The following is a 23,452-nucleotide window of genomic DNA, read 5'->3' on the forward strand; positions in this document are numbered from 1 at the left end:
TCACTATCTGCAGATCGTGGTGCTGACGCAGTACAAGAACCACAGCCTCGACCGGCACATCTCCCGCACCTGGCGCCTCTCCGCCGCCGAGCGGCGCGCGACCCGGTGAGCGTTTCCGGTCACAGTACTAGGGCTCTCAGGCGAGTACGCCTCCGGGCAGGTCGATCGCGTCGAAATCGAGAGCCGCCGCGACCTGCCGCAACGACTCCGCGCGCTGCGCCTCGTACAGCTCGGTGGGCTCCTGGACCTGGCGGCCGATCGCGGCGGACATCCACTCGGCGTCTCGGTGGACACCGCCGCCGGTGTCCGTCACAGCCCCGGAACTGGTGAGGTTGGACGAGAAGATGCCGGCCGCGGAACGAGGCAGGAAGTCCTCGTAGACGACGGGGCGCGGTACGACCCAGCCGTCCGCGAGCAGCTGTGAGAGGGCGGAGGAGGGGGCCACGCCGTCCAAGGCCCTCGTGCTGTTGATCTCGTAGGTGAAGAAGGCCAGGTCCCTGGCCGCCAGTTCCTGCTCGGTGCGGGGCATGTGGTCCGACCAGACCTGCCGCGCCACGTCCTGACGCCGGGCCGACGTCGATCCGGCATGCCTGCGGTCCACCTCCGCCACCAGGGCGGTGTACAGACTCCGTCCCGCGGTGGTCAGCGCGATACCGCGTGCCTCGACCTCGCCGAAGCGAACGCGCAGTTCGCCGGGGCGGACGGTGCCGTCCGCGTCACGGAGCCGGCGGGGCTCGGCCAGGGCGCGGAAGGACGTCTGACGCAGGAGCACGTCAGGTCCGTCCCATCGAGGCGGCCCCTGAATCTCGTCGATCATCTCGATGCCCCGGCGGGTCATCTGCCGGTACAGCTCGTCGATGTCGAGGACACGTGGGGTGAGGTGGTTGATGTGCGTGGTGGTGACTCCGCCGATGTCGGCGGCGACACTTGAGACGGCTTCGAGCTCCCGGTACCAGCCGCGGTCGACCGGGGCGTCCGACAGGGCGAACGCGCCGACCGCCAGCTCAAGGAAGCGGGCGGCGCGGCCGGTGTCGAGGCCGCCGTCCGCCTCCGCGGAATCCGCCAGGGCCAGGAGCTCGTCCGGGAACAGCCGCCGGCGGGAGAGGAACGTGTTCAGACGCTCCGCGAGGTCGGCGTCGAAGAATCTCCGGTCCTCGGGCACGAGCAGCGAGACGAAGACCCGGAAGGGGTTCCTCGCCAGTTCCGGCGCGGTGATCGGCCGGAACGCCGTCGAGACGACGGGGATGGGAGACGGTGCGGCGTCCCGGAGGTCGTAGAAGCCCGTGGGGCTCATCCCCAGCGCGCCGAAGATCCGGGCCACCTGAGCGAGCTCGGCGGGCGTCCCGACCCGGATCGCCCCGTGCCGCTCCGCGGTCACCCTGCCGATCGATCCGAGCCTTTCGGCGCCGGCTCCCCGCTCGGCGAGCACCTGACCGTTCACCTGCTGCGACACGTCGACGAGCGTCGCGTAGGCGGGCACCTCCGTGCCGTAGAGGTCGGACAGCCTGCGGGCGAACTCGGCTCTGAGCCGCCAGGTCTCAAGGTACGTCATGCCGCGTGCTCCAGCCCGTCGAGACCCTTCCCCATCCCCCGCGTCCTGTTGTCCAGGACGAGAACGCCGTGCCTTCCGGACCTGTGGCCGGAGACGCGGACCACCTTCTTGGAACCCCAGCCGTTCATCGAGGGGTAGAACTCGGACACTTCAACTCCTTCGCGGCGGTGTTGGACAACCGCGCATCCCAAGGATCACTGACCCTGCGAGCTGGGCCAAGGCCGCGAGCGTGCGATCTGGCTGTTCCCAGACCTAGGAAAGCTGGCGCTGCGCGTGACGATCCGAGGGCTCGTCACGCCCGTCTCCCCTTCCGCGCGCTGAGCTGGGATCATCGATCCCGGGGCCGTACCGGTTCCAGGGGGTCGCCGACGGCCGGATCGGAAGGGGCAGAGATGATCGACGGTTTCGACTGGGCGCGGCTCGCGCACGCCTATGGGCAGGCCACCGATACGCCCGGGCACCTGGCCGCGTTGACCTCCTGCGATGAGCGTGAACGTATGGACGCCGTCGCGCACCTGGACAGCGCGATCCTGCACCAGGGCTTTCCGGGATCGGCGACGGCCCCCGCGGCCCGGGTCGTCAGCCGGCTGATCGCGACGGACGCGGTCGACGCCGACGTCCGTGACGAGCTCGTCGGCTTCCTGGGCGCCGTGGCCTACGCGACCTTTCAGTTCTCCGGCGACCCGGATTTCGCGGTTCTGATCCCTGAGCTGGAGGCGTCGATCGTCGAGGGATACCGGGCGGTCGCCGGAGTGCTCGACCGTGGTGCGCCGGCCCTGCGGGTGCGCGCGGCCGAGGCGGCTGTCGAGCAGTTGCGTCTGCCTCGGCTGGCGTCCGAGCGCGCGCTCATGGCGGCCAGACTTCGAGAATGGATCACGCAGTCAGACGAGAACCGGCATGTGTGGGTCAGGTTGCTGGGTGACCTCGGTGAGGATACCGGGGGGTTTCTCGACGGCCCCGACCGCGCTGTCCGGATGTGAGCCCCACCGGCGCCACGGCCACCGGGGCCGGGGCGAGAACGACGCGGCGGTCGTCGCCGCGGACCTGGCCGGCCTCGTCCGGCGGCTCGCCGGACGGGACGACAACCTCGTCCACCGGCCGGAGTTCGTCCACGGCGGACGCTTCGCCGCGGTGGTGGGATGCCCGGCGGCGTCAGCTCGCGAGTGGCGGAAGCTCTGAGGTGAGCCACGGGAGGATGACCGGAAGAACCTGGTCCGCCTGCATGGCCCGCATGTGGTCGAGGCCGTCGAGGACCCGCACGTCCCAGCCGAGTCGTTCGAGCTCCGCGCGCCGTTCCAGGATCGGTCCGGCGATGTTCACCTGGACGTCTCCCCACTTCGGTCCGTAGTCGATCCTGTCGGCCGATCCGGCGAAGCACAACCTGGGACAGGTGATCCGGCTCTGGGCGGCTCGGTCGTCGAAGCGCTGAAGCGCCTGGTAGAGCGTGACGAACTGGCGGGTCTGGTCCTGCGACATGGACACCGTGACGTTCGACCAGTCGCCCGCCTCCGCCGGTTGGGTGGACGGCGGGTTCGGCTGGGTGGACGGCGGGGTCCGCGCCTCGACGGCCATCCGGTGGGTCGCGGCGGTGACTCTGAGCATTGCCTCGTAGGGGCCGCCGACGGGCGGGAAGCCCCCCATGACGAGTGCTGTGAGGCGGTCGGTGCGGATGGCGAGCTGCATGCCGACCATGGCCAGCCAGGAATATCCGTAGTAGGCGAAGTCGTCGGCGCCGGCCGCGTCGGCGACGGCGAGCAGATCATGGGCGACGGCGTCCGGGGTGAGCGTGTCGGCTTTCGGCACGCTCAGGATGTGTCCCTCGTAGTCGAAGGCGATGGTTCGGAACCCGTCCCTCAGCCCGGTGACCAGGGAGTGGCCGAGAGAAGGGTCGGCGCCCCATTTGCGCATCTCCTCGGCTTTCGGGCCTTCGTCCGCCGGCTCGGGGTTCACCGGAACCAGGACGGCCGGTCCGTCGCCGTGGATCTCGATCTCGATGGTGCGTCCGTCGTGAAGCGTCGCGGATGGCATTGGGCGTCCTCTCAAGAGCCCCGGCGGGCCCCGGCCAGCATTTCTATATGGCGTAAGCTATTGCTGTCCGAGCACAATACCTTATCTCGTAAGGAGTTGCGTGGTGGTTGTCTACGCCGGCCAGGGTGACGCGCGGAGAACGCTGGCGCTGCTGTGGCGCACCTCGACGCCCGAGGGCGGCGCCCGTACGGCCCCCGGCCCCAAACCCGCCCTGACGGTGGACGCCATCGTGGACGCCGCGATCGCGGTGGCCGACGCCGGCACGATGGACGGCCTGTCCATGCGGGCGGTCGGCGAAAGGTTCGGCCGCACCGCCATGTCGCTGTACACATACGTGCCGACCAAGCGAGAACTGATCGACCTGATGTACGACCAGGCTCACGCGGAGATGCCCGCAGATCACGACCTGTCCGGCGGCTGGCGCGTCGGCGTGGAGTCCTGGGCGAACGAGCTGCGGGCCCTGTACCTGCGTCACCCGTGGCTTCTCCAGGTGTCCCACGCGCGGCCGGTGCTCGGACCGCACGAGCAGGGTGTCCTTGAGTCCATCCTTCGCATCCTCAAGGAGACGGGACTGGAGCCGACGGTGGTCCGATCGGTCGTCGGCTCCCTCTTCAGCCTGGTCCGCGGTGCGGCACGGTCCGTGGTGGAAGCCGGGTCGGCCGCTGGCACGACAGGAACCCCCGACGCGGAGTGGTGGGCACTTCGCGCGGGCCTCCTCAGGCAACTCGTCCCCGATTTCGACCGGCGATTCCCGCTGTCGACCCGGCTCTCCGCGGAGGAGCCGCAGCCGTCATCGGCTGAGGGGACGCCGCGCTGGGAGCGAGAGGCCCGGGACGCGTTCACCGGAGGCGTGAACATCCTGCTCGACGGCGTCGAGTCGAGAGCGCGGCGCCGGGCACACTGATTTGACCGCGTCCCACACGGTGTCGGCGTAGAGCCGCGGCGCGCGGGATTCGGCACGGGGCGGGAGCCGTACCGCTACGGCTCCCGCCTGGTGGTCAGCCGGGGTGGTGGGCGCTGGGCCGGTCACCACCTCGTGCGCGGTGCGCCCCCCGGCCGAAGGGGGTTGTGCCGCTCAGCGATTGGTCCACAGGTGCCAGAGCCAGTCCCCCTCGGAGCAGGTGTAGTGATCCCAGTGGCCCCGGTCGATCCCGCCCTGGCCGGCGGTCACGCAGTTGGAGTGGGTCCTGTACCAGTCGCGATACACGTTGTCGCCGGCGGGCACCTGGCCGACCGTGCCGGCGGTCGCGGCGGCGGCGTGGGCGGGGGCCGAGAGGGCCGCCGGTGCGGCGAGCAGGGCGGCCGTCGCGAGTGCCGCGGTTCCGGCCCTCAGTGCTGGCTTGATCATGAGATACCTCTCCGTGGGGGAGTGTTTACCGCAATCACAGTACGCCATCAAGTCGTTACTTTGTGTATACATAAAGGTCTCGGGAGAGCCGCGTGTCGCCCGCGGCCGCGAGACGCGGATGGGACCTCGGGGGCCGGGGTCGCCGGTCTGTCACCCGTCTCGCCGGCCGTCTCGTAGTCCATCCCGCCGGTCGCCGGGCCGGGGGTTCCGGTAGGAGGCGGGCCGGGCGGTCCGGGCGTCGAAGCGGATGGCCTGCAGGCGGTCGGCGGCGGGGCGGTCCAGCAGCGTGACACCGGAGGCGGGGGGGAGGGCGCCGGTGCGGGCGCGGGTGACGAGCACCTGCCAGCGACGGCAGTGCCGGGCGAAGGTGGCTGCGGTGACCACCCGGCCCCGGGAGATCTGTCCCTCGCGTGCGGCCCTCGGCTCCACGTCCAGCAGGATCAGGTGGACCTCGCCGCCGACCCGGCGGGCCAGCCAGGCGAAGCCGTACAGGATGTGCGACCAGGTGCCCCGGGTGTGCGCGACGACGCCGTGACCGGCCACCAGCGCCCGCGCGATCCGCCACACGTGCGTGGTGTGCACCAGCGGGGTGCGGGCCCTTGGCGGGATCGCGCCCAGATAGCGGGCCCACCAGTTGCGCGACTGCCGGGAGTCGATCACCCGCACCTCCCCGGCGGGGAACGGCTCCCGCTCGTCACCGCTCAACCCGTACAGCCGGTCCAGCAGGGTGCTCTTGCCCGCGCCGGGAAGCCCGGCGAGCAGCACCAGTGTGCGGGGCGGGTAGGTCAGGACCGTGACGGCGTGCTCGGGCGGCCGGGCCGGGACGGCGGCCGTCGCGTCGGCGGGCGTCGTACCGCCGGTGGTGCGGGAAAGTCGGTCTGCGGACATGCAGGCTCCTCGAATGACTCGGTCATCCGAGGTCTCCTTCACCCGCGCCTCGCGGGTGACCGCCCGGGGACGCCGCAGGGCGCCCGTACTGACCGGGGCGGTTCTTGGGAAGTACTCCCCTCGCGGTTACAGGCTAGGGGACGTTCGGCCCCCGCTCCACCTGTTGGCCGGATCCGCCCCGCTACTGTCCCCATACTGGGATGAACATGTAACTCTGTGCTCCGGTCGGGCGTGTCTTTGTCGCCCATATATTATTAATCCTAATAATTAGGGGCTTTATGTCCTTTTAGGGCAGTTTTCCCTTCTTCTGGGTGCGGATCGCCTCCTGTCGACGCCTCGGCGCGTCTCGCGCCTGCGGCGTTCTCAGCGCAGCGCCGCCGCCTCGGCGGCCAGTTTCTCGATACGCGCGTAGTCGCCGATGGCGAGCGCGTCGGCGGGGGTGAGCCAGGTTCCGCCCACACAGCCGACGTTCGGCAGCGCGAGGTAGTCGGGGGCCGTCGCCGGCCTGATCCCGCCCGTCGGGCAGAACCGGACATCGGGCAGCGGGCCGCCGAGCGCCCTCAGGTACGGCAGGCCCCCGGCGGCCTCGGCCGGGAAGAACTTCATCTCGGTCAGCCCGCGCTCCGCCAGCGCCAGCGCCTCCGACGCGGTCGCCACACCGGGCAGGAACGGCAGGCCGCAGCCCTCCATGGCGTCCACCAGCCCGGCCGTACTGCCCGGGCTGACCAGGAAGGCGGCCCCGGCCGCCACGGCCGCGGCGACGTCGGCCGGGGTCCGGACGGTTCCGGCGCCGACCACCGCCCCTGGCACCTCGGCGGCGATCCGCTCGACGGCCCGCAGCGCGCCGGCCGTGCGGAGGGTGACCTCGATCGCCGGCAGGCCGCCCGCCAGCAGGGCGCGGGCCAGGGGAACCGCTGTCTCCGGATCGTCGATCACGACGACGGGGATCACCGGGGCGATGTCCAGCAGGCTCATGTGTACTCCATACTCGGCGTGTCCGGCGGGCACCGGTCCGGCCGCGCCGCCACGCCGGCGGGGGCGGGCCGGGCGGCCACGGCCGGGGTGGTGGCGATGCCGGGCGGATGGTCGTTCGGTGTCGGGGTGGTCTCGGACCGGCGGCGGAGGTCGCTGGAACGGGCCAGGTCCACCATATGGGGCGGCACACCGCCGCCCAAGCCGCCCGGCTCGGTGATCAGGCCGGATCGGGCGCCGGTCCCGTGAGGTTCGCGGCGCTCTCGGCGTGGCCGTTCAGGGCGAAGATCCCGGCGCCGCGCTCGGCGGGCCCCGCCGTACGGCGGAAGACGGCGAAGAGCTCGCGGCCGGTGCCCGTCCACTGGGCGTCGGTGAGCGGCGCCCCCCGCGGTGTACGGGCGGCCAGCTCCTCGGCGGGGACCAGTAGTTCCAGGGTGCCCGCGGTGGAGTCGAGGCGGATCGGGTCACCGTCCAGGACGAGGGCGATCGGACCGCCGCAGGCGGCCTCGGGGGACAGGTGGATGGCCGCCGGGACCTTGCCCGAGGCCCCGGACATGCGGCCGTCGGTGACGATCGCCACCCGCTGGCCCCGGTCCAGCAGTACCGCCAGCGGCGGTGTGAGCTTGTGCAGCTCGGGCATGCCGTTCGCGCTCGGCCCCTGGTAGCGGATGACCGCCACGAAGTCCTGGCCGTCCAGCTCGCCCGACTCGAAGGCGCGCAGCAGTTCCAGCTGGTCGTCGAAGACCTTCGCCGGGGCCTCGACGACCAGGTGTTCCTCCCGGACCGCGGAGACCTTGCCGACCGCGCGCCCCAGGTTGCCGTCGAGCATGTGGATACCGCCGTCGGGGGAGAAGGCGTCCGAGACGGGACGGAGCACCTCGGGGTCGGTGCTGCCGCCGGTCCGCTCCCGCCAGACGGGTTCGCCGTCCTTGAGCGTGACGGCCGACCGGTAGTGTCCCAGCCCGCGCCCGGCGATCGTCAGCACGTCGGCGTGGAGCAGTCCGGCGTCCAGCAGCTCGCCGATCAGCACCTGCATGCCACCCGCGGCCTGGAAGTGGTTGACGTCGGCCTGGCCGTTGGGATACATGCGGGTGAGCAGCGGCACCGCCTTCGACAGCGCGGCCAGGTCGTCCCAGAGCAACTCGATGCCCGCCGCGGCGGCGATCGCGACGAGATGCATGGTGTGGTTCGTCGAGCCGCCGGTGGCCAGCAGCGCCACGCAGGCGTTGACGATCGCCCGCTCGTCGACGACCTCGCCGACGGGGGTGTACTCGCCGCCGTGCACGGTGATCTCGACCGCCCGCCTGCCTGCGGCCTCCGTGAGGGCCTCACGCAGCTCGGTGCGCGGGTTGACGAAGGTCGCCCCCGGCAGGTGCAGGCCCATGACCTCGATCATGACCTGGTTGGAGTTGGCGGTGCCGTAGAAGGTGCAGGTGCCGGGGGAGTGGTAGGACCGCGACTCGGCGTCGAGCAGTTCGGGCTTGCCGACCTTGCCCTCGGCGAACAGCTGCCGGGTGCGGGCCTTGACCTTGTTGGGCAGGCCGGAGGTCATCGGCCCCGCGGGGACGAACACCGCCGGCAGATGGCCGAAGTGCAGCGCGCCGATCAGCAGGCCCGGCACGATCTTGTCGCAGACCCCCAGCATGAGGGAGGCGTCGAACATGTCGTGTGAGAGGGCGATCGCGGTGGACATCGCGATGACCTCGCGGCTGTAGAGCGACAGCTCCATGCCGGCACGGCCCTGCGTGATGCCGTCGCACATCGCGGGCACCCCGCCGGCGAACTGCGCGACGCCGCCCGCCCTCCGCACCGCCGCCTTGAGGATCGGCGGATAGGTCTCGTACGGCTGGTGCGCCGACAGCATGTCGTTGTAGCTCGACACGATCGCCACGCCCGGCTTCACACCGGCCCGCAGGTCCCGCCTGTCTGACCCCGCCGCGGCGGCGAAGCCGTGGGCCAGGTTGGCGCAGCCCAGGCCCGCCCGCGCGGGTCCGCGCCGGCGGGCCGCCTCGGCCTCGGCGTGGAGCCGGGCCAGATAGGCGGCACGGGTGGCGTGGCTGCGCGCGGTCAGGCGGTCGGTGATCTCCTGGATGACGGGGTTCATCCGGCCCTCTCCATCGTCGTCTCGGTCGTGGTCTCTGGTTTCGCGTCCGTCTTCGTGCCTGGCTCCGTGCCCTGCCGGGTCGTTCACGCGAGGTCCTCCCGGTGCCAGGCGCGGCCGCTGCGGGCCACGAGCTCGTGGGCCCCCGCCGGGCCGGAACTGCCCGCCGGGTACGGCTCGGGCGTCATGCCGCCCGACTCCCACTCGCTGATGATCGGGTCGATCCACCGCCAGGCGGCCTCCACCTCGTCACGCCGCATGAACAGCGTCGGGGTGCCGGTGAGGACGTCCATGAGCAGCCGTTCGTAGGCCTCGGGCACCCGGGCGGTGAAGGTTTCGGCGAAGCTCAGGCTGAGCGGGACCGGCTTGAGCGCCACCTCGCCCGCGCCCGGCTCCTTGGCCATGAGGTGCAGCCGGATACCCTCGCTCGGCTGCAGCCTGAGCACCAGCCGGTTGGGCGCGCTGCCGGGGAAGATCGAGTGGGGCACGTCCTTGAACTGCACCACGATCTCCGAGCACCTGTAGGGCATGCGCTTGCCGGTGCGCAGGTAGAACGGCACGCCCGCCCAGCGCCAGTTCCGCACCTCGGCGCGGAGCGCGGCGAAGGTCTCCACCCGGTGCGAGGCCCCGGTGGGAGCGGTGCTGCCGGGCTCGTCGAGATATCCCGGGACCCGGACGCCGCCGGACTCGCCGGCGATGTACTGGCCCCGGACCGCGAAGCGGTCCACCTCGCCGCCGACGATGGGCCGCAGTGCCTGCAGGACCTTGACCTTCTCGTCGCGGATGGACTCGCGGTGGTTGCGGGCCGGTGGCTCCATGGCGACCAGGCAGAGCAGCTGGAGCAGGTGGTTCTGCACCATGTCGCGGAGCGCGCCCGCGTGGTCGTAGTAGCCCCGGCGGCCGGGGGTGCCCACGGTCTCGGCGGCGGTGATCTGGACGTGGTCGATCCAGAGGGAGTTCCAGATCGGCTCCAGGAACGCGTTGGCGAACCGGAGCACGAGCAGGTTCTGCACCGTCTCCTTGCCCAGGTAGTGGTCGATGCGGTAGATCTGCCGCTCGTCGAAGATGGCGCCGACCTCGTCGTTGATGCGCTGCGCGCTGGCCAGGTCGCGGCCGAGCGGTTTCTCCAGCACCACCCGCGCGGCGGGGGTGACCAGCCCGGCCCGGTGCAGCTCCCGGCAGAACGGGCCGAACGTCATGGGCGGGCTGGCCAGGTAGAACACCCGGTTGTGGTGCTCGCGGCCGGCGAGCAGGCCGGTGATCCTCGCCCAGCCCGTCGTGTCCTGGCCGCCGATGTCGACGGAGACGTGGTGCAGCCGGCCGAGGAAGCGCCGCCAGAGGTCCGGGTCGTCCACCGGTACGGAGCCTCGGACCTCGGCGTCCGCCTTGCCGCGGAAGTCGGCGTCGTCCAGCCCGCCCCGCGACATCGCGATGACGCGAGTGGTGGGGGAGAGGCGGCCGTCGCGGTCGCAGTGGTAGAGCGCGGGGAGGAGCTTCCGCATGGAGAGGTCGCCTGTCCCGCCGAAGATGATCAGGTCGGCGGACTGCGGGGGCTCGGACATGGAACATGCTCCGTGGTGATCTACCGGAATCAGGGATAGATCGGACGGTATCCATATCTTGTGCTCTGCACAAGCGAAGTTTTGTTATTCGAGATAAGAAAGTCTGTACTTTTCATCTCACAAGGGCGTGTGGTTCACTTGGCGGATGCCCCGACGTCCCGCTGCCGCGCTCGCCACCAGCGGCGAGGTGCTCCGCCTCATTCGCACCGGCGAGGCCGTTACCCGCGCGGACATCGGGCGGGTCACCGGCCTGTCCCGGCCCGCCGTCTCCCTGCGCGTCACCGAGCTGCTGGACCGGCGTCTCGTGGTGGAGGACAGCGAGGGCCCCTCCACCGGCGGACGCCCGCCCGCCCGCCTGGCCTTCAACGCCTCCGGCGGCGTCGTGCTGGTCGCCTCGCTGGGCGCGAGCAGGGCGCAGATCGCCGTGTGCGACCTCGCGGGGAGCGAGCTGGTCCGCGCCGATCTGGAGGTCGACGTCGAGGAGGGGCCGGACGTCGTCCTTCCCCTGGTCATGCGGACCTGGGACGAGCTGCTCGGTGACCGGCCGGTCTCCCGGGTGCGCGGGGTCGGCCTGGGGGTTCCCGCCACGGTCGAGTTCGCGGCCGGCCGTACCGAGAGTGCCCGCATCATGGCGAGCTGGACCGGGGTCGCCGTCCCGCCGATCATCGCCGAGCGCTTTCCCGCCCCCGTCTTCCTCGACAACGACGTCAACGTCATCGCGATCGGCGAGCACCACGCCGTCTACGCCGGTGACGTCGACGACCTGCTCTTCGTCAAGGTCTCGACCCGGATCGGCTCCGGCGTCATCGCGGGTGGCGAGATCCTGCGCGGCGCGCTGGGCGCGGCCGGGGAGATCGGGCACATCCCGGTCCGTGACGGCGGGGGGGTGCTGTGCCGCTGTGGCAACGTCGACTGCGTCGACTCGGTGGCCAGCGGCACCGCGATCCTGCGCGACCTGCGTGCCCGGGGACACGAGGTGAGGACCCTGGCCGACGTGGTGAGCCTGGTGCGGGCGGGCGACGCCGAGACCATGACGGTCGTCCGCAACGCCGCGCGGATGCTGGGAGAGGTCGTGGCCAGTGCGGTCAACCTCCTCAACCCGGCTGTGGTGGTCCTGGGGGGCGACGTGGTCGAGTCCTTCCAGCCCCTGGTGTCCGGCGTGCGCGAGGTCGTTCACCGCCGCTCGACGGCCCTGTCCACCCGTAACCTGCGGATCGAGCGGAGCCGCCTCGGTCCCCGGGCCGGGATCGTCGGCTGCGCGCACATGGTCCTCGACCACATCCTCTCGCCCGAGGCCGTCGACGCGATCGGGTGAGCTCGCGGATTCCCGGTGGCCCGTCCCGGGCGATCTCATGCGATCCGCGGCGTAAGACCCGCCGGGACCTCGCGGTTCCCTCAGCCCGCCTCGGTCGTCGTGTCGCGGGGAGCCCGGGACTGGCGGCGGATCGCCAGGCAGATGTCCGCGATCGCGATCACCCCGAGCACCGCCATGACGACGGCCAGCCACCTGATGCCGGCCACCAGGCCGAGAACAGCGACACCGGCGATCGCCACCAGCGCGAACGAGCCCAGACGGATGTGGACGACGTCTCGCGGTGTCGCGCGGACCATGGGCTTGCCGGTCGCCGACATCCGCTCCGGCTGTCCTTCGGGAGTCAATGTTCCCCTCCTTCGTTCAGGCGCATCCCCGTACCCGGATGCCTTCTCGTCATGCGCCCCGCTGTTGCCCGGCGTGGTGGCGGCGTGGCCTCTCTCGCGGGGCCGGACAGGGCCGGAAGCCCGGGGTCCTCCCGTTGCGGGCGTCCCACGGCGCAGGGGTGCGGGCGGACGGCGCGGGCCCCCGAGCGCGGGGCTCGCGCCGCGTGGCCGCCGGAGGTCAGTCCTTGAAGGCGTCCTTGACCTTCTCCGTGCCGTCCTTCAGCTTCTCCCCCGCCTGCTTGAGGTGACTCTTGCTCTGCTCTGCCCGGCCCTCGGCCTCCAGCCGCTCGTTGTCGGTGGCGCGACCGGCCCCCTCCTTGACCTTGCCCTTGAGCTCTTCGGCCTTGTTGCTGATCTTGTCGTCGGTACCCATAGTGTGATTTCTCCCCCCGTGTGACATTTTCTGCCGTGCAGTGGTACGTACTGTCCGGAGACGGGGGCGGTAAACATGGGCTGCCCAGGTGCCCAGGTGCCCAGGTGCCCAGGTGCCCAGGTGCCCGGCTGTCCGCCGTCGCGGCGGCCGTCGGGATCCGCGGAGCCGGCTCCGCCTCAGGCCAGCAGGGTTTCGCCGATCCAGCCGTCGGCGGAGCAGCCCGGTGGGATGGCGAACACCGCCGACCCGATCGGCGTCGTCCACTCGTTGAGCAGGTCGGCCTCGGCCAGACTCTTCTGGATCGGCACGAACTGCCGGGTGACGTCCGCCTGGTAGGAGGCGAACAGCAGCCCGCAGTCGGAGTGTCCCTCGGGGGTGAGCCCCTCGTCGTAGTTGTAGACCCGGCGGAAGATCCGCAGGTTCGGGTCCCTGACGTGGGCCCGCCGGATGTGGGCGTACTCGGAGATGACCGGAAAACCGGCCGGCGTGACCCGGTCGAGGTCCGGCTCGTCGTGCTCAAGCCGTCCGGTCAGCGGGGCGCCGGTGTCCAGCCTGCGGCCCACCGAGAACTCCCTGGCCGTCCGGTCGGCGGCGTCCCACGTCTCCAGCTCCGTCCGGATGCGCCGGAGCACCAGCGTGGTGCCGCCGCGCAGCCACTGCGGGCCGTCGTTCACCCACACGGCCCGGTCGAAGCCGGGGGTGCCGGGCCTGGGGTTGACGGTCCCGTCGAGCTGGCCCATCAGGTTGCGCTGGGTCAGCCCCGGCGCCTGAGTCTGCGGGCTGTGCCGGAACCCTCGCTGGGTCCAGCGCACCCTGGCGAAGGACCGGGCGTCCTTGACCGTCATGCGCAGGGCGTGGGCCAGGGTGACGCCGTCGTCGGCGCAGATCTGCAGGAGCAGGTCCGTGCCGGCCCACCGCCTCTCCAGCCTGTCGATGGTGAACTTCGGGAGCGGGGCCACCGAGGCGGGACGCCGCCCGGCCATCCCGGCCGCGGTGAACAGGCCGGGGCCGAAGCCGAAGGTGACGGTCAGCCGGGAGGGCAGCGCGGCCATCTCCGGCTCGGTGTCGGCCAGGGCGGGCCGCCCCTGGGTCAGGCGGCGCGCGTCGTCGGTGAGCAGGCGCATCATCCGGGCGATCGCCTCGCGGCCGGTGCCCGGCAGCAGGTCCAGGCCGACAAAGACGGCGTGGGCCTGCGGGATCGTGGCGACCCCTGCCTGGTGGGCGCCGTGGAAGGGCTCCACGGCCGAGCCGCCGGCAACCGCCTGGGGGGCGGTTTCCGAGACGGCCTGCCCGGCGGGGGAGAGGGACTGCTCCTGGGAGACCGACCGGCCGGGAGCGCACGCGGAGAGGGCGCCGGCCACCGTGGCGGCGCCCCCCGCGAGCAGTCCCCTGCGGGTCAGCTGGGGGTCTCGCATGACTTCCAATCCTCGGTCAGCCGTGGTCCTTGCCGGTGTGCGCGTCCGGCCGGTAGTTCTCCTTGCCGCCGGCGAAGTCCTTGCCGACCGCGGTGAACTCCAGGGTCTCGCCGCCCTTGAGGGTGAGGGTGAAGTCGATCTGCGCGCCGGGCTTCACCTCCTTGGTGACGCCCATGAGCATGATGTGGTCGCCGCCCGGCTGGAGACGGTGCGTGCCGCGGGCGGGGATGACGAACCCGCCGCCCTTCGGGCGCATCACCATCTTGCCGTTGTCGCCGACCACCTCGTGCAGCTCGATCCTCGGAGACAGAGGGGAGCGTCCGGAGACGACGACCATTTCGACGTCGGTGTTGTTGACCAGGGTGCCGAAGGCGGCGGTCATGCCCTTCTTGGTGGTCTTCACCCACGGGTCGGTGATCGCGAGCGGCGGTCCCTCGGCGGGTGCGCTCGGGGCGGCGGACGTGCTCGCAGCGGCCGGCGCCGCAGCCTTCTGCCCGGTCTGCTCGGTGGCCTGCCCGCCACAGGCGCTCACCGCCACGGTGGCGAGGACGGCCAGCAGACCGGCCGGAAGAACACGACGAGTAATCATGAAAGGGCCTTTCCAGGTGTACGGCGCCGCGGCCGGAGCACTGCTCGACATGCCGTCGGATACGCCGGAGAGATCGGGTGAAACGTCCGGCGCCGTGGTACGGCCCGGAGCGTCGGTAACAGTCGGTGAAAAGAGGGAGCGCGTCAGCGGAAGGCGACGCGTGGCCTCGGCGGGCCGCGCCGGCTCACCACGTGGCGCAGGAGCGCGGAGCGCAGGGCGCCGGGCGCGTCCGGACGGGCGTGTGCCGCGGCCCTTACCGGGGTACGGACGGGCTCGCCGGTCAGGATCGGCCCAAGTCGTGCGCCGAGCCGCCGCAGCAGGCCCCAGAGCAGGGCCTCGCCCCGGGCGAGCCAGAGCGCGGTCAGTCCGACGGCCCAGCAGTGCATGACCAGCATGGCGAGGCCGGGCACCAGCTGCGAGTGCGCGTGCCCGGCGGCGCTGTGCGGGACGGGCGGGTGCGCCGCGGTGAACAGCAGGTGGAGCGCCCCCTGGGTGCCCGCGAGCAGCGGGAGGATCATCCCCATGCCGCGCTCGCGTCCGGTCACCGCGAGCGCGGGGGCGAACGCCAGTGCCAGCCCGGCCGCCGCGCTCCACACGGGGACCGCGCCCCCGGCGAACACGTGCGCGATCACGCCCAGCCCGAGGGCCACCACGGCGAAGGCCGAGGCGCGGGCGAGGCGGAAAAGGGTGGTCACCGGCATGATGCCGCAATCATCACACACGGTGGGGGTGCCCTCCAGAGCGGCGGGGGGCCGAGACCCCCGAGGGCCGCCTCTGCGCCGGCGCGCCCGGGAAACGGTACGCCCTGCCGCATGCCAGGGTCATCATGCACCAGCCGTCCGGCGGCCTCGGCGGCACCGCCGCCGACATCGCCGTCCAGGCCGAGCAGATGCTCTACACCAAGCAGCTGATGCGGGAGCGGATCGCCTTTCACACCGGCCAGACGCTGGAGCGGATCGAGGAGGACTGGGACCGTGACCGCTGGTTCACGGCCGCCGAGGCCAAGGACTACGGATTCGTCGACGAGGTCGTTCGCACCAACCGCGAGGTCGTTCCGGAGAATCGCTGATTCGCTCTCAGGGTAATTCTCGCGGCTGATTTCGGCATACGGTATTCCGGCGCTCGGCGCGCGGTGAGAATCGCGCCGGACAGCCGGAGCCCGCCGCGCCGTCCACGGCGCGGCGGGCTCCCGGCGGGAGGGGATGACGGACGGTGCCGTGCCGGCGGTGGCCCGCCGACGTCCCGGTGGCGGCCTCAGTGGCGGCAGAGCAGGCAGCTCAGGGCGTGTTCCAGCGACTCGGCGTCGGTCAGCGGAGCGGGCCAGGGCAGGCGGATCAGTGTGGGCCGGTCGGCGCCGGAGCGGATGGTCGCGCCGAAGCGATCGAGTTCCCAGAGCCAGACATCGTGGACCGGGGCGGGGAGCAGGGTGCGCAGAACGCTCTCCAACTGCCCCCTGTGAGCGTCGTTCACGTGGTGGAGCATGCGCTCGGCGGCGTCCATCAGGGGGTCGGGGTCGGCGCCGAGATACTCCTCGGCGTCCAGCACCCCGGACTCGGGGCCGGTGAGATAGATCACCTGGCCGACGTCGACCCGGAGCAGCCGTGGGCCGCCGGTGCCCTCCACGGCCTCGAACAGCGCCTCGTCCGGGCAGCGCTCGGCGATCGCCACCGCGGCCTCCCTGGCCTCGGCGCCCGTTACGGCCTGAGCCCAGCCCTGCACCTTGAGCAGGCCGCGCGGGGCCTCGAACCCGTCGAGCAGCCGACCGGCGGTCAGGTCCACGGTGACCACCGGCTCCTCACGTACGTCGTGGAGCGGGTCTCCCGGCAGGACCAGCAGCACCGGGCGGCCGGCGGCGTCCACGCCTCCTCTGGCGGGTGCCGCGGGCAGGTCGGCGCCGACAAGGGACACGTGGGTGGGGACGGCCGTGGCGGCCAGTGTGCGGACCCGCTCAGGGATCGGCGGAGCGGTGACGGGCTGCTGCATGGGCCGGTTCTCCTTGAGGTCGAGGGGCGCTGTGAGCTAAGGTTAGGTTTACCTAACTAAGGTAGACCTAATCATAGAGGAGTGACCATGCGCTACACCGGGCCGAAGGTTCGTCTGTCCCGCAGGGCGGGCGTCCCGCTGACCCGCAAGGCCGTCCGCTACTTCGAGGAGCGGCCCTACCCCCCGGGTGAGCACGGCCGCAAGACCAACCGGCGGCAGACCGGCGACTACGGGGTGCGGCTGATGGAGAAGCAGAAGCTGCGCTGGTACTACGACGTCTCCGAGCGGCAGATGCGCCGTTACTGGGACATGGCGCTGCGCGGCACCGGCCGCGCCGGGGCCGAGCTGGTCGTGCTGCTGGAGAGTCGCCTCGCCTCGCTCGTGCTGCGCGCGGGTCTCGCCCCCTCCATCTACGCGGCCCGGCAGTATGTCACCCATGGTCACATCACCGTGAACGGCCGCAAGGTCGACATTCCCAGCTACCTGGTCAAGCCCGGCCAGGTCATCTCGGTGCGGCAGAGGTCCCGGGCGATGCAGCCGTTCGTCGCCGCCGCCGAGGGCGTCTACGCCGACGAGCGGACCGCGGCCTACCTCGACGTCGACCACGCCGATCTCCGGTTCACGCTGATCGGCCGCCCGCTGCGCGAGCAGGTCGTCGTGCCGGTGGACGAGCAGCTCGTGGTGGAGTTCTACTCCCGCTGACCCGGGGGTTCCTCCTGCCGGACGCAGTAGCCGCCGACCCCGGACTCCAGCAGGCGGAAAGCGTGCTCGGCCTGCCCGCGCAGGTCCGGGGTGATGGCGGTCATGCTCTCGCCCGCGAGCATGCGGCGGGCGCCGTACGTCATCAGCGTGTGCAGGGTCGCGCAGATCTGACCGGCGACGAGCCAGGGGGTGAGGTCGTCGGGGTCGGCGTCGGCCTCGTCGGCCAGGGTCCGGGCCAGGGCCGCCTGCCGCAGCTCGTTCATCTCCCGCAGCCGGGCGACGAGGGCCGGGCTGGAGCCGACCATGCGGGCGAAGGCGTCGCTCCCCTCGTGGAGGCCGTACCGCCAGGCGCCGGTGTCCAGGGCGTCCAGGAAGTCGCGGCGCACCGCCTCCACCGCGCCCTCTCCCGGCTCTCGCCGCCGCACGATCTCGCCGAGCAGCCCCACTATCTCGTCCTGCCGGTCGAACAGCAGGTCCTCCTTGGTGGAGAAGTAGTTGAAGACCGTGTTGACCGAGACGTCCGCCGCTCTGGCGACCTCGGCCACCGTCACGTTGTCGAAGCCTCGCGTCAGGAACAGCCCTGTCGCCGTGTCGGAGATGCGCAACCGGGTCTCCCGCTTCTTGCGCTCACGCAGGCCCTCACTCATGCGGGTCATTCTATGGGGCGGGCTAAATTTTGATGTCACTCCAAATTTAGTGTTAGTCTAAAAATGGAGGCGATCAAATGATCAAGACATCGGGTTTGAGTAAAACCTTCCCCGGCGGCGCCGACGCCGTCCGGGGCCTGGATCTCGCCGTCGAGGCGGGCGAGATCGTGGGCTTCCTCGGACCGAACGGCGCGGGAAAAACCACCACCATGCGCATGCTGACCACGCTGCTGCGCTCCACCGGGGGCACCGCCACGGTCGCCGGGCACGATCTGCTCGCCGACCCCCGCGGCGTGAGGCGGCGCATCGGCTACGTGTCCCAGGGCGGCGCGATCGGTCCGGCCACCCCGGTGGGGGACGAGCTCGAACTCCACGCCCTGCTGTACGGCATGTGCCGGGCCGAGGCTCGTGAGCGGATCCGGGAGGTGCTGGAACGGTTCGAGCTCACCGGCCTGGAGGCCCGGCCGGGCGGCGCGCTCTCCGGTGGGCAGCGCCGCCGTTTCGACCTGGCGTTCGGCCTGGTCCACGGGCCGTCGCTGCTTTTCCTCGACGAGCCGACCACGGGCCTGGACCCGCAGAGCCGGGCCAGCCTCTGGGGGCACATCCGGCGGCTGCGCGACAGGGAGGGCCTCACGGTCTTCCTCACCACCCACTATCTCGACGAGGCGGACACGCTCGCCGACCGCCTGTTCGTCATCGACCGCGGCGTGATCGTCGCCGAGGGCACCCCGGCCGAACTCAAAGGCGGCACCGGCACCCTCGACGACGCCTTCCTGGCCATCACCGGCCGCTCTCTGCGAGAGGACCGGCCGGTCAACGGCCCAGGACCGGACGGCCCCGGTCAGGACGGCCCCGGACCGGGAGGTCCCGGTCAGGGCGGCGGATCCGCCGGCGCCGGGCCCGGCGGAGCCGCGCCCGCCGCGCGACCGGTGGGCGGGGAGCGAGGGGTGGTCCGGTGAACACCGTGCTCCGCGACACCTGGTTCGTCTTCCGGCACAACACCCGGATCGTGCTGCGGCAGAAGGTGGGCATCGCCTTCGGCGTCCTGCAGCCCATGCTCTACCTGGTGCTGTTCGGGCCGCTGTTCGCCACGATCGGCACCTGGGAGACGCTGATTCCCGGCCTGCTGATCCAGGTCACGCTGCTCAGCGCGGGCCTGGCCGGGTTCGGCGTCGTATTCGACGCCCGTTCGGGCGTGCTGGAGCGGCTGAGGGTTACTCCGGCGCACCGCGTCTCCCTGCTGCTGGGCCGGGTGCTGAGCAGTGCCCTGACGCTGCTGATTCAGTCGATCATGCTGATCGCCGCGGGCTACGCCTTCGGCCTGCGCGCGTGGCCGCCCGGCGTGCCGGCCGGCCTGGCGCTCATGACGCTGCTCGGGGTGAGCCTGGCCGCGCTCTCCAACGCGATCGCGCTGAACCTGAACCCCGAGGCGTTCGCCCCCGTCATGAGCACCGGGACAGTCCCGCTGATCCTGCTGTCGGGCGCGTTCCTGCCGATGTCCATGGCGCCCGGCTGGCTGGACGCGCTGTCGCGGATGACACCGTTCCGTTACGTGCTCGAAGCCGTACGGGACCTCTTCGGCGGGCGGTACGCCACCTGGACGGTGGCAGCCGGGGTCGCGGTGACCCTGCTCCTGTCGGTCGTCTGCGTGACGGCGGGCACCCGTGTCTTCAACCGGGAGAACGCCTGACCGTACGGCTCGCCGCGCCGGGCACGAGCTGAGGGGCCGTGCCTAGCCCGGCGGGCCGTACGGTTCGATCCTCGGGTCGGCGTAGTGGCCGCCGCCCGCCGCCGGGTCGATCCGCCCGGCGGCCGTCTGGGTCACCCGTAGGGCGTACAGGTCCTGCTCGGGGTCGATGAGCACCAGGCCGTAGCCGGTGTCGACCTCCTCGTCCGACAGGCCCAGGCGGCGCATGGCCTGCGTGAGCGTCGCCGGGGACGGGAGCCGTACGGTGACGAGAACCATGTCCTCACGCTACGCGCATCTCCCTGCGGCGCAATGAGGCGAGCACCCCCGAGACGTCGACGACACCGTATCCGTAGTCGTAGTCGAACCCGAAGTCGCCGCGGTCGTCGGCGGTACGGCGGAGCAGGGCGCGCAGCTGGGCGGGGGACAGGCGGGAGGCGGGCCAGCGGGTGCGGATGGCCGCGACCAGGCCGGCCGCGACCGGGCAGGCGGCCGAGGTGCCCGAGTCGGGCGCGTCGTCGCCGAACGCCCCGGAACCGGAGAAGTGGGTGTAGGCGCAGATGTCCGGCTTGCGAGAGGTGAGGCGGCCGGGCCCCTGGGAGGAGTAGCCGACCCGCTCGCCGGAGGTGTCCACGCCGCCGATGGAGAGCACGCGCGGATGGGAGTTGGCGCCCGAGATCGGGCGGTCGGGGTAGGCGCACCGTCTGTCCCGGCAGTCGCGCCCGCAGTTGCCCGCGGCGAACAGCACGTCGGCCCCGGCCTGCTCCAGACTGGAGATGATCAGGTTGAACGGGTGGGCCGCGTTGTCGGAGTAGTTGCCGGGATGGCCGACCGGGAAGTCCCAGCGGGGGGAGAAGGAGCCCCAGCTGTTGCTGATGATCAGGGACCGGGACGACTCGGGCTGGGCGGCGAGCACGGTGCGCAGGTGGGCGAAGGCGGCGACCGCGTCCGAGAGCAGGCCGTCCATGGCCGAGCCACCCGCACGCCGTGACAGCAGCACGGGGATGTCGATCAGGGAGGTCCGGGGGGCGGCGATGAGCGTGTCGAACGCGCACATCGTGCCGTGGTCCACCGGGAACTCGCCCGGCCGGCCGGTCACCCCGTCCGGCTTCCAGCTGCGCTGCGCGTCCAGGGTCAGGCTCCGGCCGGTGTGCCGGATGATGTGCGCGGCGTTGATGCCGGTGTCCACCACCGCCAGCGCGACGCCGGCCCCGTCCAGGCCCTCCGCCTGGAGCTCGGTGACGCGCAGCAGGCGCTCCACGTCGTGCCAGTCGCCCACCGATGCGTCGCCGCCGCAGGTGAGGCCGGACTCGATCACCGGATCGGCGTGCACCCCCACGACGTCGGAGCGCATGGAGGGCAGCAGGGTGAGCCGGGTGGACAGCTCGTCGTCGGAGATCTCGCCCCGGACCATGACCGAGGCCTGGTCGGCGGCGAGGGAGAAGGTCGTCGACTGACTCAGGGAGAAGGGGTCGCCCCCGGCGACGGGCACGGGGCGGGGCAGCGCGACGGGGATGAAGGAATGGTCCAGGACGACGCCGGGCAGGGGGGCGGAGACGTCGGCCGTGGTCGCGGTCACCCCCGGGTCGGCCACGGCCGCGACGACGTCCGGAGCTGGGCGGAGCTGGATCAGGACTCTCATGTACACCACCGAGGTTCGAGGGGAACGAATTCCACCACGTTCCTCCATCGGCATCGGCCCCGTCCACCCGCACAAAACGCTATTCACCAGCAACTATGCCTTCAATCTCCGCAAATCGCTGGCACTGATTTTCTTCCCTTGGAGGGGCGACGATCACTAGCGTTGGGCGACATGACCGCAGCGGCCGAGACGACGCCACCCCCGTATTCCGATGTCCGTCCCACGCACTGGCTGGGCGTCCGGCCGAGGCTCATCGTGGCGAGCGCGTTCATGCTCTTCCTGGAGCTCGCGCTGATCCGGTGGACCGGCTCGAACATCGTGCACCTGAGCTACTTCACGAACTTCGTCCTGCTCGGTTCGTTCCTCGGGATCGGACTCGGCTTCCTCCGCGTCGGGCGCACGGCGCGGCAGCCGTACTACTCGCCCATCACGCTGGCCGTCCTCGTGCTGGTCGTCCTGTTCTTCCCGGTCACCGTGGACCGGCAGACCGAGGGGGTCCTGTACTGGACCAGCCTGAGCACCAGCGGGCCGCCGCCCTGGCTGATCCTGCCGGTGATCTTCACGGCGGCGGCGGTCGTGCTGATGGGCCCGGCCGAGCTGGTCGGGCGCTGCTTCCCCGAGCTCGGCCGGCTGGAGGCGTACCGCTACGACCTGGTCGGCAGCCTCACCGGCATCGGGCTGTTCACCGCGCTGTCCTTTCTCGGAGCGCCCCCCGTCGTGTGGGGAGTGATCGCCGCGGCCGCCTACACGGTGCTGCTCCGGCCGCGTACGCCTCAGGGGCGGATCGCGCTGGCCGTCCCGTCGCTGGTCGTCGTCGCCGCGCTCGCGGCCGAGACGCTGACCGCGGGCGCGCTCTGGTCGCCGTACTACAAGGTGACCTACGACCGCTTCGACTGGCACGGCGTCCCGGTGATGGACATCCAGGTCAACGGCATCCCGCACCAGCAGGCCATCCCCGCGGCGAACCGGCTGGACTGGGAGCGGCAGTACGCCCTGCCGTACGAGCGGGCGGCGGCGCGGAGGCTGGACGACGTGCTGATCGTGGGAGCGGGCAGCGGCACCGACGTGGCGATCGCGGTGCGCAAGGGCGCCGGGCACGTGGACGCGGTGGAGATCGACCCCAAGCTCCGCGAACTCGGCGCGCTCCACCACCCGGACCGGCCCTACGACGATCCCAGGGTCACCACCGTCGTCACCGACGGCCGCGCCTTCCTCGAACGCACAGCCGAGAAGTACGACCTGATCCTGTTCGCGCTGCCCGACTCGCTCACCCTGGTCTCCGGGGCCAGTTCGCTGCGGCTGGAGAGCTATCTGTTCACCCGGCAGGCCATGGAGGCGGCCAGGGACCACCTCAAGCCCGGCGGCACCTTCTCGATGTACAACTACTACCGGGAGAGCTGGCTGGTGGACCGGCTGGCCGCCACCATGCAGGCCGCCTTCGGCCACCGGCCGTGCGTGGACATCGTCAGCCAGGCCGGGCAGCAGGCCGTCATCACCGCGGGGCTCACCGCCGAGGCCCAGAGCTGCGGAGCCGAGTGGCCGGGGGCCACGGCCGGCACCCCGCCGCCGACCGGCGACGACCGGCCCTTCCTCTATCTCAGGGACCGCACGGTCCCCCAGATCTATCTCATCACCCTCGGCCTCATCCTGATCGTGAGCATGCTCGCGGTCCGGGTGGTCGCCGGGCCGTACACCAGGATGCGCCCCCACGCCGACCTGTTCCTGCTGGGCGTGGCGTTCCTGCTGCTGGAGACCAAGAGCGTGACCGGGTTCGCGCTGCTGTTCGGCACGACCTGGGTGGTGAACGCGATCGTGTTCGCCGGGGTGCTGGTCGCCGTGCTCGCCGCGGTGGAGGTGACCCGCCGTTTCAGGACCCCGCCGCTGCCCGTCATGTACGGCGTGCTCCTCGGCGGGCTGGTGCTGGCCTGGCTGGTGCCCGACTCCTGGCTGCTCGGCCTGCCGCTGCCGTTGCGGGCGTCGGCCGCGGTGGTGGTCGCGTTCCTGCCGATCTTCGCGGCCAACGTGGTGTTCGCCAAGCGCTTCGCCGACTCGGCCGACGGCACGACGGCCTTCGGCGCGAACCTGCTGGGCGCGATGGTCGGCGGCTGCCTGGAGTATCTGGCGCTGGTCATCGGATACCAGGCCCTGCTGATCGTGGCGGGCGCGCTCTACCTCGGGGCCTTCGCCCTGCTGCCCAGGGCCGCGCGGGCCGCTCCGGCCGGCTGAGTCCCGCAGACGGCACCGTGGCCCGGCTCCCCTGGACGA

The 23,452-nt window shown here is 71.6% G+C and carries 26 protein-coding genes and 1 pseudogene; 10 read left to right on the plus strand and 17 right to left on the minus strand.

Annotation, left to right across the window (positions count from 1 at the left end; all coding sequences use genetic code 11):
* Positions 1–136 precede the first annotated feature (136 nt).
* Together hglS and ACWEF2_RS23835 are read right to left on the minus strand one after the other, a co-directional pair.
* Entirely contained in the window at positions 137–1,552 is a 1,416-nt protein-coding gene (gene hglS, locus ACWEF2_RS23830) for a 2-oxoadipate dioxygenase/decarboxylase (RefSeq protein ID WP_453818570.1), read from the minus strand.
* On the minus strand, positions 1,549–1,701 hold the full coding sequence (locus ACWEF2_RS23835) for a hypothetical protein (protein WP_453818571.1): 153 nt from the start codon (positions 1,699–1,701) through the stop codon (positions 1,549–1,551). The genes hglS and ACWEF2_RS23835 overlap by 4 nt, the downstream gene beginning before the upstream one ends.
* Before the next feature lie 243 nt (positions 1,702–1,944).
* On the opposite strand from ACWEF2_RS23835, the gene ACWEF2_RS23840 reads away from it, so the two are divergent.
* Together ACWEF2_RS23840 and ACWEF2_RS23845 are read left to right on the plus strand one after the other, a co-directional pair.
* Positions 1,945–2,532 carry a hypothetical protein gene (locus tag ACWEF2_RS23840; protein ID WP_453818572.1) on the plus strand — a complete coding sequence of 196 codons (588 nt, stop codon included), beginning with the start codon at positions 1,945–1,947 and terminating at the stop codon, positions 2,530–2,532.
* Positions 2,480–2,731, plus strand: coding sequence for a hypothetical protein (locus tag ACWEF2_RS23845; RefSeq protein ID WP_453818573.1), 252 nt, complete (start codon positions 2,480–2,482; stop codon positions 2,729–2,731). The genes ACWEF2_RS23840 and ACWEF2_RS23845 overlap by 53 nt, the downstream gene beginning before the upstream one ends.
* Here ACWEF2_RS23845 and ACWEF2_RS23850 read toward each other — a convergent pair.
* The gene (locus ACWEF2_RS23850; protein WP_453818574.1) at positions 2,705–3,580 is read right to left on the minus strand and encodes an alpha/beta fold hydrolase; all 876 of its coding nucleotides are present in this window, start codon (positions 3,578–3,580) and stop codon (positions 2,705–2,707) included. The two genes, ACWEF2_RS23845 and ACWEF2_RS23850, sit on opposite strands and share 27 nt — an antisense overlap.
* A 103-nt stretch (positions 3,581–3,683) precedes the next feature.
* Here ACWEF2_RS23850 and ACWEF2_RS23855 point away from each other — a divergent pair, with 103 nt between their 5' ends.
* On the plus strand, positions 3,684–4,484 hold the full coding sequence (locus ACWEF2_RS23855; protein ID WP_453818575.1) for a TetR/AcrR family transcriptional regulator C-terminal domain-containing protein: 801 nt from the start codon (positions 3,684–3,686) through the stop codon (positions 4,482–4,484).
* A 171-nt stretch (positions 4,485–4,655) separates the two neighbouring features.
* Here the strand turns inward: ACWEF2_RS23855 and ACWEF2_RS23860 are convergent, their stop codons facing one another.
* The 3 genes from ACWEF2_RS23860 to eda form a co-directional block, all read right to left on the minus strand.
* On the minus strand, positions 4,656–4,928 hold the full coding sequence (locus tag ACWEF2_RS23860) for a hypothetical protein (RefSeq protein WP_453818576.1): 273 nt from the start codon (positions 4,926–4,928) through the stop codon (positions 4,656–4,658).
* Positions 4,929–5,078: 150 nt separating this feature from the next.
* Positions 5,079–5,816 carry an ATP-binding protein gene (locus tag ACWEF2_RS23865; protein WP_453818577.1) on the minus strand — a complete coding sequence of 246 codons (738 nt, stop codon included), beginning with the start codon at positions 5,814–5,816 and terminating at the stop codon, positions 5,079–5,081.
* Between the two features lie 363 nt (positions 5,817–6,179).
* Positions 6,180–6,791 carry a bifunctional 4-hydroxy-2-oxoglutarate aldolase/2-dehydro-3-deoxy-phosphogluconate aldolase gene (gene eda, locus ACWEF2_RS23870; protein ID WP_453818578.1) on the minus strand — a complete coding sequence of 204 codons (612 nt, stop codon included), beginning with the start codon at positions 6,789–6,791 and terminating at the stop codon, positions 6,180–6,182.
* On the opposite strand from eda, the gene ACWEF2_RS23875 reads away from it, so the two are divergent.
* A complete protein-coding gene (locus ACWEF2_RS23875) occupies positions 6,792–7,037 on the plus strand; it encodes a hypothetical protein (RefSeq protein WP_453818579.1) in 246 nt (81 codons plus the stop codon).
* Here the strand turns inward: ACWEF2_RS23875 and edd are convergent.
* Positions 7,009–8,892: a phosphogluconate dehydratase gene (gene edd, locus ACWEF2_RS23880; RefSeq protein WP_453818580.1), complete on the minus strand. Its 1,884-nt coding sequence runs from the start codon at positions 8,890–8,892 to the stop codon at positions 7,009–7,011. The genes ACWEF2_RS23875 and edd overlap by 29 nt on opposite strands.
* 83 nt (positions 8,893–8,975) lie before the next feature.
* A complete protein-coding gene (gene zwf, locus ACWEF2_RS23885) occupies positions 8,976–10,451 on the minus strand; it encodes a glucose-6-phosphate dehydrogenase (RefSeq protein WP_453818581.1) in 1,476 nt (491 codons plus the stop codon).
* Positions 10,452–10,596: 145 nt separating this feature from the next.
* Here zwf and ACWEF2_RS23890 point away from each other — a divergent pair, with 145 nt between their 5' ends.
* Positions 10,597–11,766: an ROK family transcriptional regulator gene (locus tag ACWEF2_RS23890; RefSeq protein ID WP_453818582.1), complete on the plus strand. Its 1,170-nt coding sequence runs from the start codon at positions 10,597–10,599 to the stop codon at positions 11,764–11,766.
* Positions 11,767–11,846: 80 nt separating this feature from the next.
* Here the strand turns inward: ACWEF2_RS23890 and ACWEF2_RS23895 are convergent, their stop codons facing one another.
* The 5 genes from ACWEF2_RS23895 to ACWEF2_RS23915 form a co-directional block, all read right to left on the minus strand.
* Positions 11,847–12,110 carry a hypothetical protein gene (locus ACWEF2_RS23895; RefSeq protein WP_453818583.1) on the minus strand — a complete coding sequence of 88 codons (264 nt, stop codon included), beginning with the start codon at positions 12,108–12,110 and terminating at the stop codon, positions 11,847–11,849.
* Between the two features lie 217 nt (positions 12,111–12,327).
* The gene (locus tag ACWEF2_RS23900; protein ID WP_453818584.1) at positions 12,328–12,522 is read right to left on the minus strand and encodes a CsbD family protein; all 195 of its coding nucleotides are present in this window, start codon (positions 12,520–12,522) and stop codon (positions 12,328–12,330) included.
* A 176-nt stretch (positions 12,523–12,698) separates the two neighbouring features.
* Positions 12,699–13,937 (minus strand): Dyp-type peroxidase, encoded by a 1,239-nt coding sequence (locus tag ACWEF2_RS23905; protein ID WP_453818585.1) that lies wholly within the window; start codon positions 13,935–13,937, stop codon positions 12,699–12,701.
* A gap of 16 nt (positions 13,938–13,953) precedes the next feature.
* Positions 13,954–14,526 carry a copper chaperone PCu(A)C gene (locus ACWEF2_RS23910; RefSeq protein WP_453818586.1) on the minus strand — a complete coding sequence of 191 codons (573 nt, stop codon included), beginning with the start codon at positions 14,524–14,526 and terminating at the stop codon, positions 13,954–13,956.
* A gap of 143 nt (positions 14,527–14,669) precedes the next feature.
* A complete protein-coding gene (locus tag ACWEF2_RS23915) occupies positions 14,670–15,227 on the minus strand; it encodes an MFS transporter (protein WP_453818587.1) in 558 nt (185 codons plus the stop codon).
* Between the two features lie 71 nt (positions 15,228–15,298).
* Here ACWEF2_RS23915 and ACWEF2_RS23920 point away from each other — a divergent pair.
* Positions 15,299–15,595: pseudogene (locus ACWEF2_RS23920) on the plus strand (ClpP family protease); the annotation flags it as partial.
* Positions 15,596–15,780: 185 nt separating this feature from the next.
* Here ACWEF2_RS23920 and ACWEF2_RS23925 read toward each other — a convergent pair.
* Positions 15,781–16,509, minus strand: a complete 729-nt coding sequence (locus ACWEF2_RS23925; RefSeq protein ID WP_453818588.1) for a DUF2470 domain-containing protein — start codon at positions 16,507–16,509, stop codon at positions 15,781–15,783.
* A gap of 87 nt (positions 16,510–16,596) precedes the next feature.
* Here ACWEF2_RS23925 and rpsD point away from each other — a divergent pair, with 87 nt between their 5' ends.
* Positions 16,597–17,211, plus strand: a complete 615-nt coding sequence (gene rpsD / locus ACWEF2_RS23930; protein ID WP_453818589.1) for a 30S ribosomal protein S4 — start codon at positions 16,597–16,599, stop codon at positions 17,209–17,211.
* On the opposite strand, the gene ACWEF2_RS23935 is transcribed toward rpsD, so the two are convergent.
* Positions 17,199–17,858, minus strand: a complete 660-nt coding sequence (locus tag ACWEF2_RS23935) for a TetR/AcrR family transcriptional regulator (RefSeq protein WP_453818590.1) — start codon at positions 17,856–17,858, stop codon at positions 17,199–17,201. The two genes, rpsD and ACWEF2_RS23935, sit on opposite strands and share 13 nt — an antisense overlap.
* A gap of 77 nt (positions 17,859–17,935) precedes the next feature.
* Between ACWEF2_RS23935 and ACWEF2_RS23940 the strand changes: the two genes are divergently transcribed.
* Both ACWEF2_RS23940 and ACWEF2_RS23945 read left to right on the plus strand, forming a co-directional pair.
* Complete coding sequence (locus tag ACWEF2_RS23940; RefSeq protein ID WP_453818591.1) at positions 17,936–18,817, plus strand: ABC transporter ATP-binding protein; 882 nt, start codon at positions 17,936–17,938, stop codon at positions 18,815–18,817.
* Positions 18,814–19,548: an ABC transporter permease gene (locus ACWEF2_RS23945; RefSeq protein ID WP_453818592.1), complete on the plus strand. Its 735-nt coding sequence runs from the start codon at positions 18,814–18,816 to the stop codon at positions 19,546–19,548. The genes ACWEF2_RS23940 and ACWEF2_RS23945 overlap by 4 nt, the downstream gene beginning before the upstream one ends.
* A gap of 42 nt (positions 19,549–19,590) precedes the next feature.
* Here ACWEF2_RS23945 and ACWEF2_RS23950 read toward each other — a convergent pair whose 3' ends face one another.
* Together ACWEF2_RS23950 and ACWEF2_RS23955 are read right to left on the minus strand one after the other, a co-directional pair.
* Positions 19,591–19,824: a hypothetical protein gene (locus tag ACWEF2_RS23950; RefSeq protein ID WP_355598722.1), complete on the minus strand. Its 234-nt coding sequence runs from the start codon at positions 19,822–19,824 to the stop codon at positions 19,591–19,593.
* 4 nt (positions 19,825–19,828) lie between these two features.
* On the minus strand, positions 19,829–21,187 hold the full coding sequence (locus tag ACWEF2_RS23955; protein ID WP_453818593.1) for a S8 family serine peptidase: 1,359 nt from the start codon (positions 21,185–21,187) through the stop codon (positions 19,829–19,831).
* 171 nt (positions 21,188–21,358) lie between these two features.
* Between ACWEF2_RS23955 and ACWEF2_RS23960 the strand changes: the two genes are divergently transcribed.
* Positions 21,359–23,413, plus strand: a complete 2,055-nt coding sequence (locus ACWEF2_RS23960; protein ID WP_453818594.1) for a spermidine synthase — start codon at positions 21,359–21,361, stop codon at positions 23,411–23,413.
* Positions 23,414–23,452: the final 39 nt, after the last annotated feature.

The sequence above is a fragment of the Streptosporangium sp. NPDC004631 genome (genome assembly GCF_053601935.1).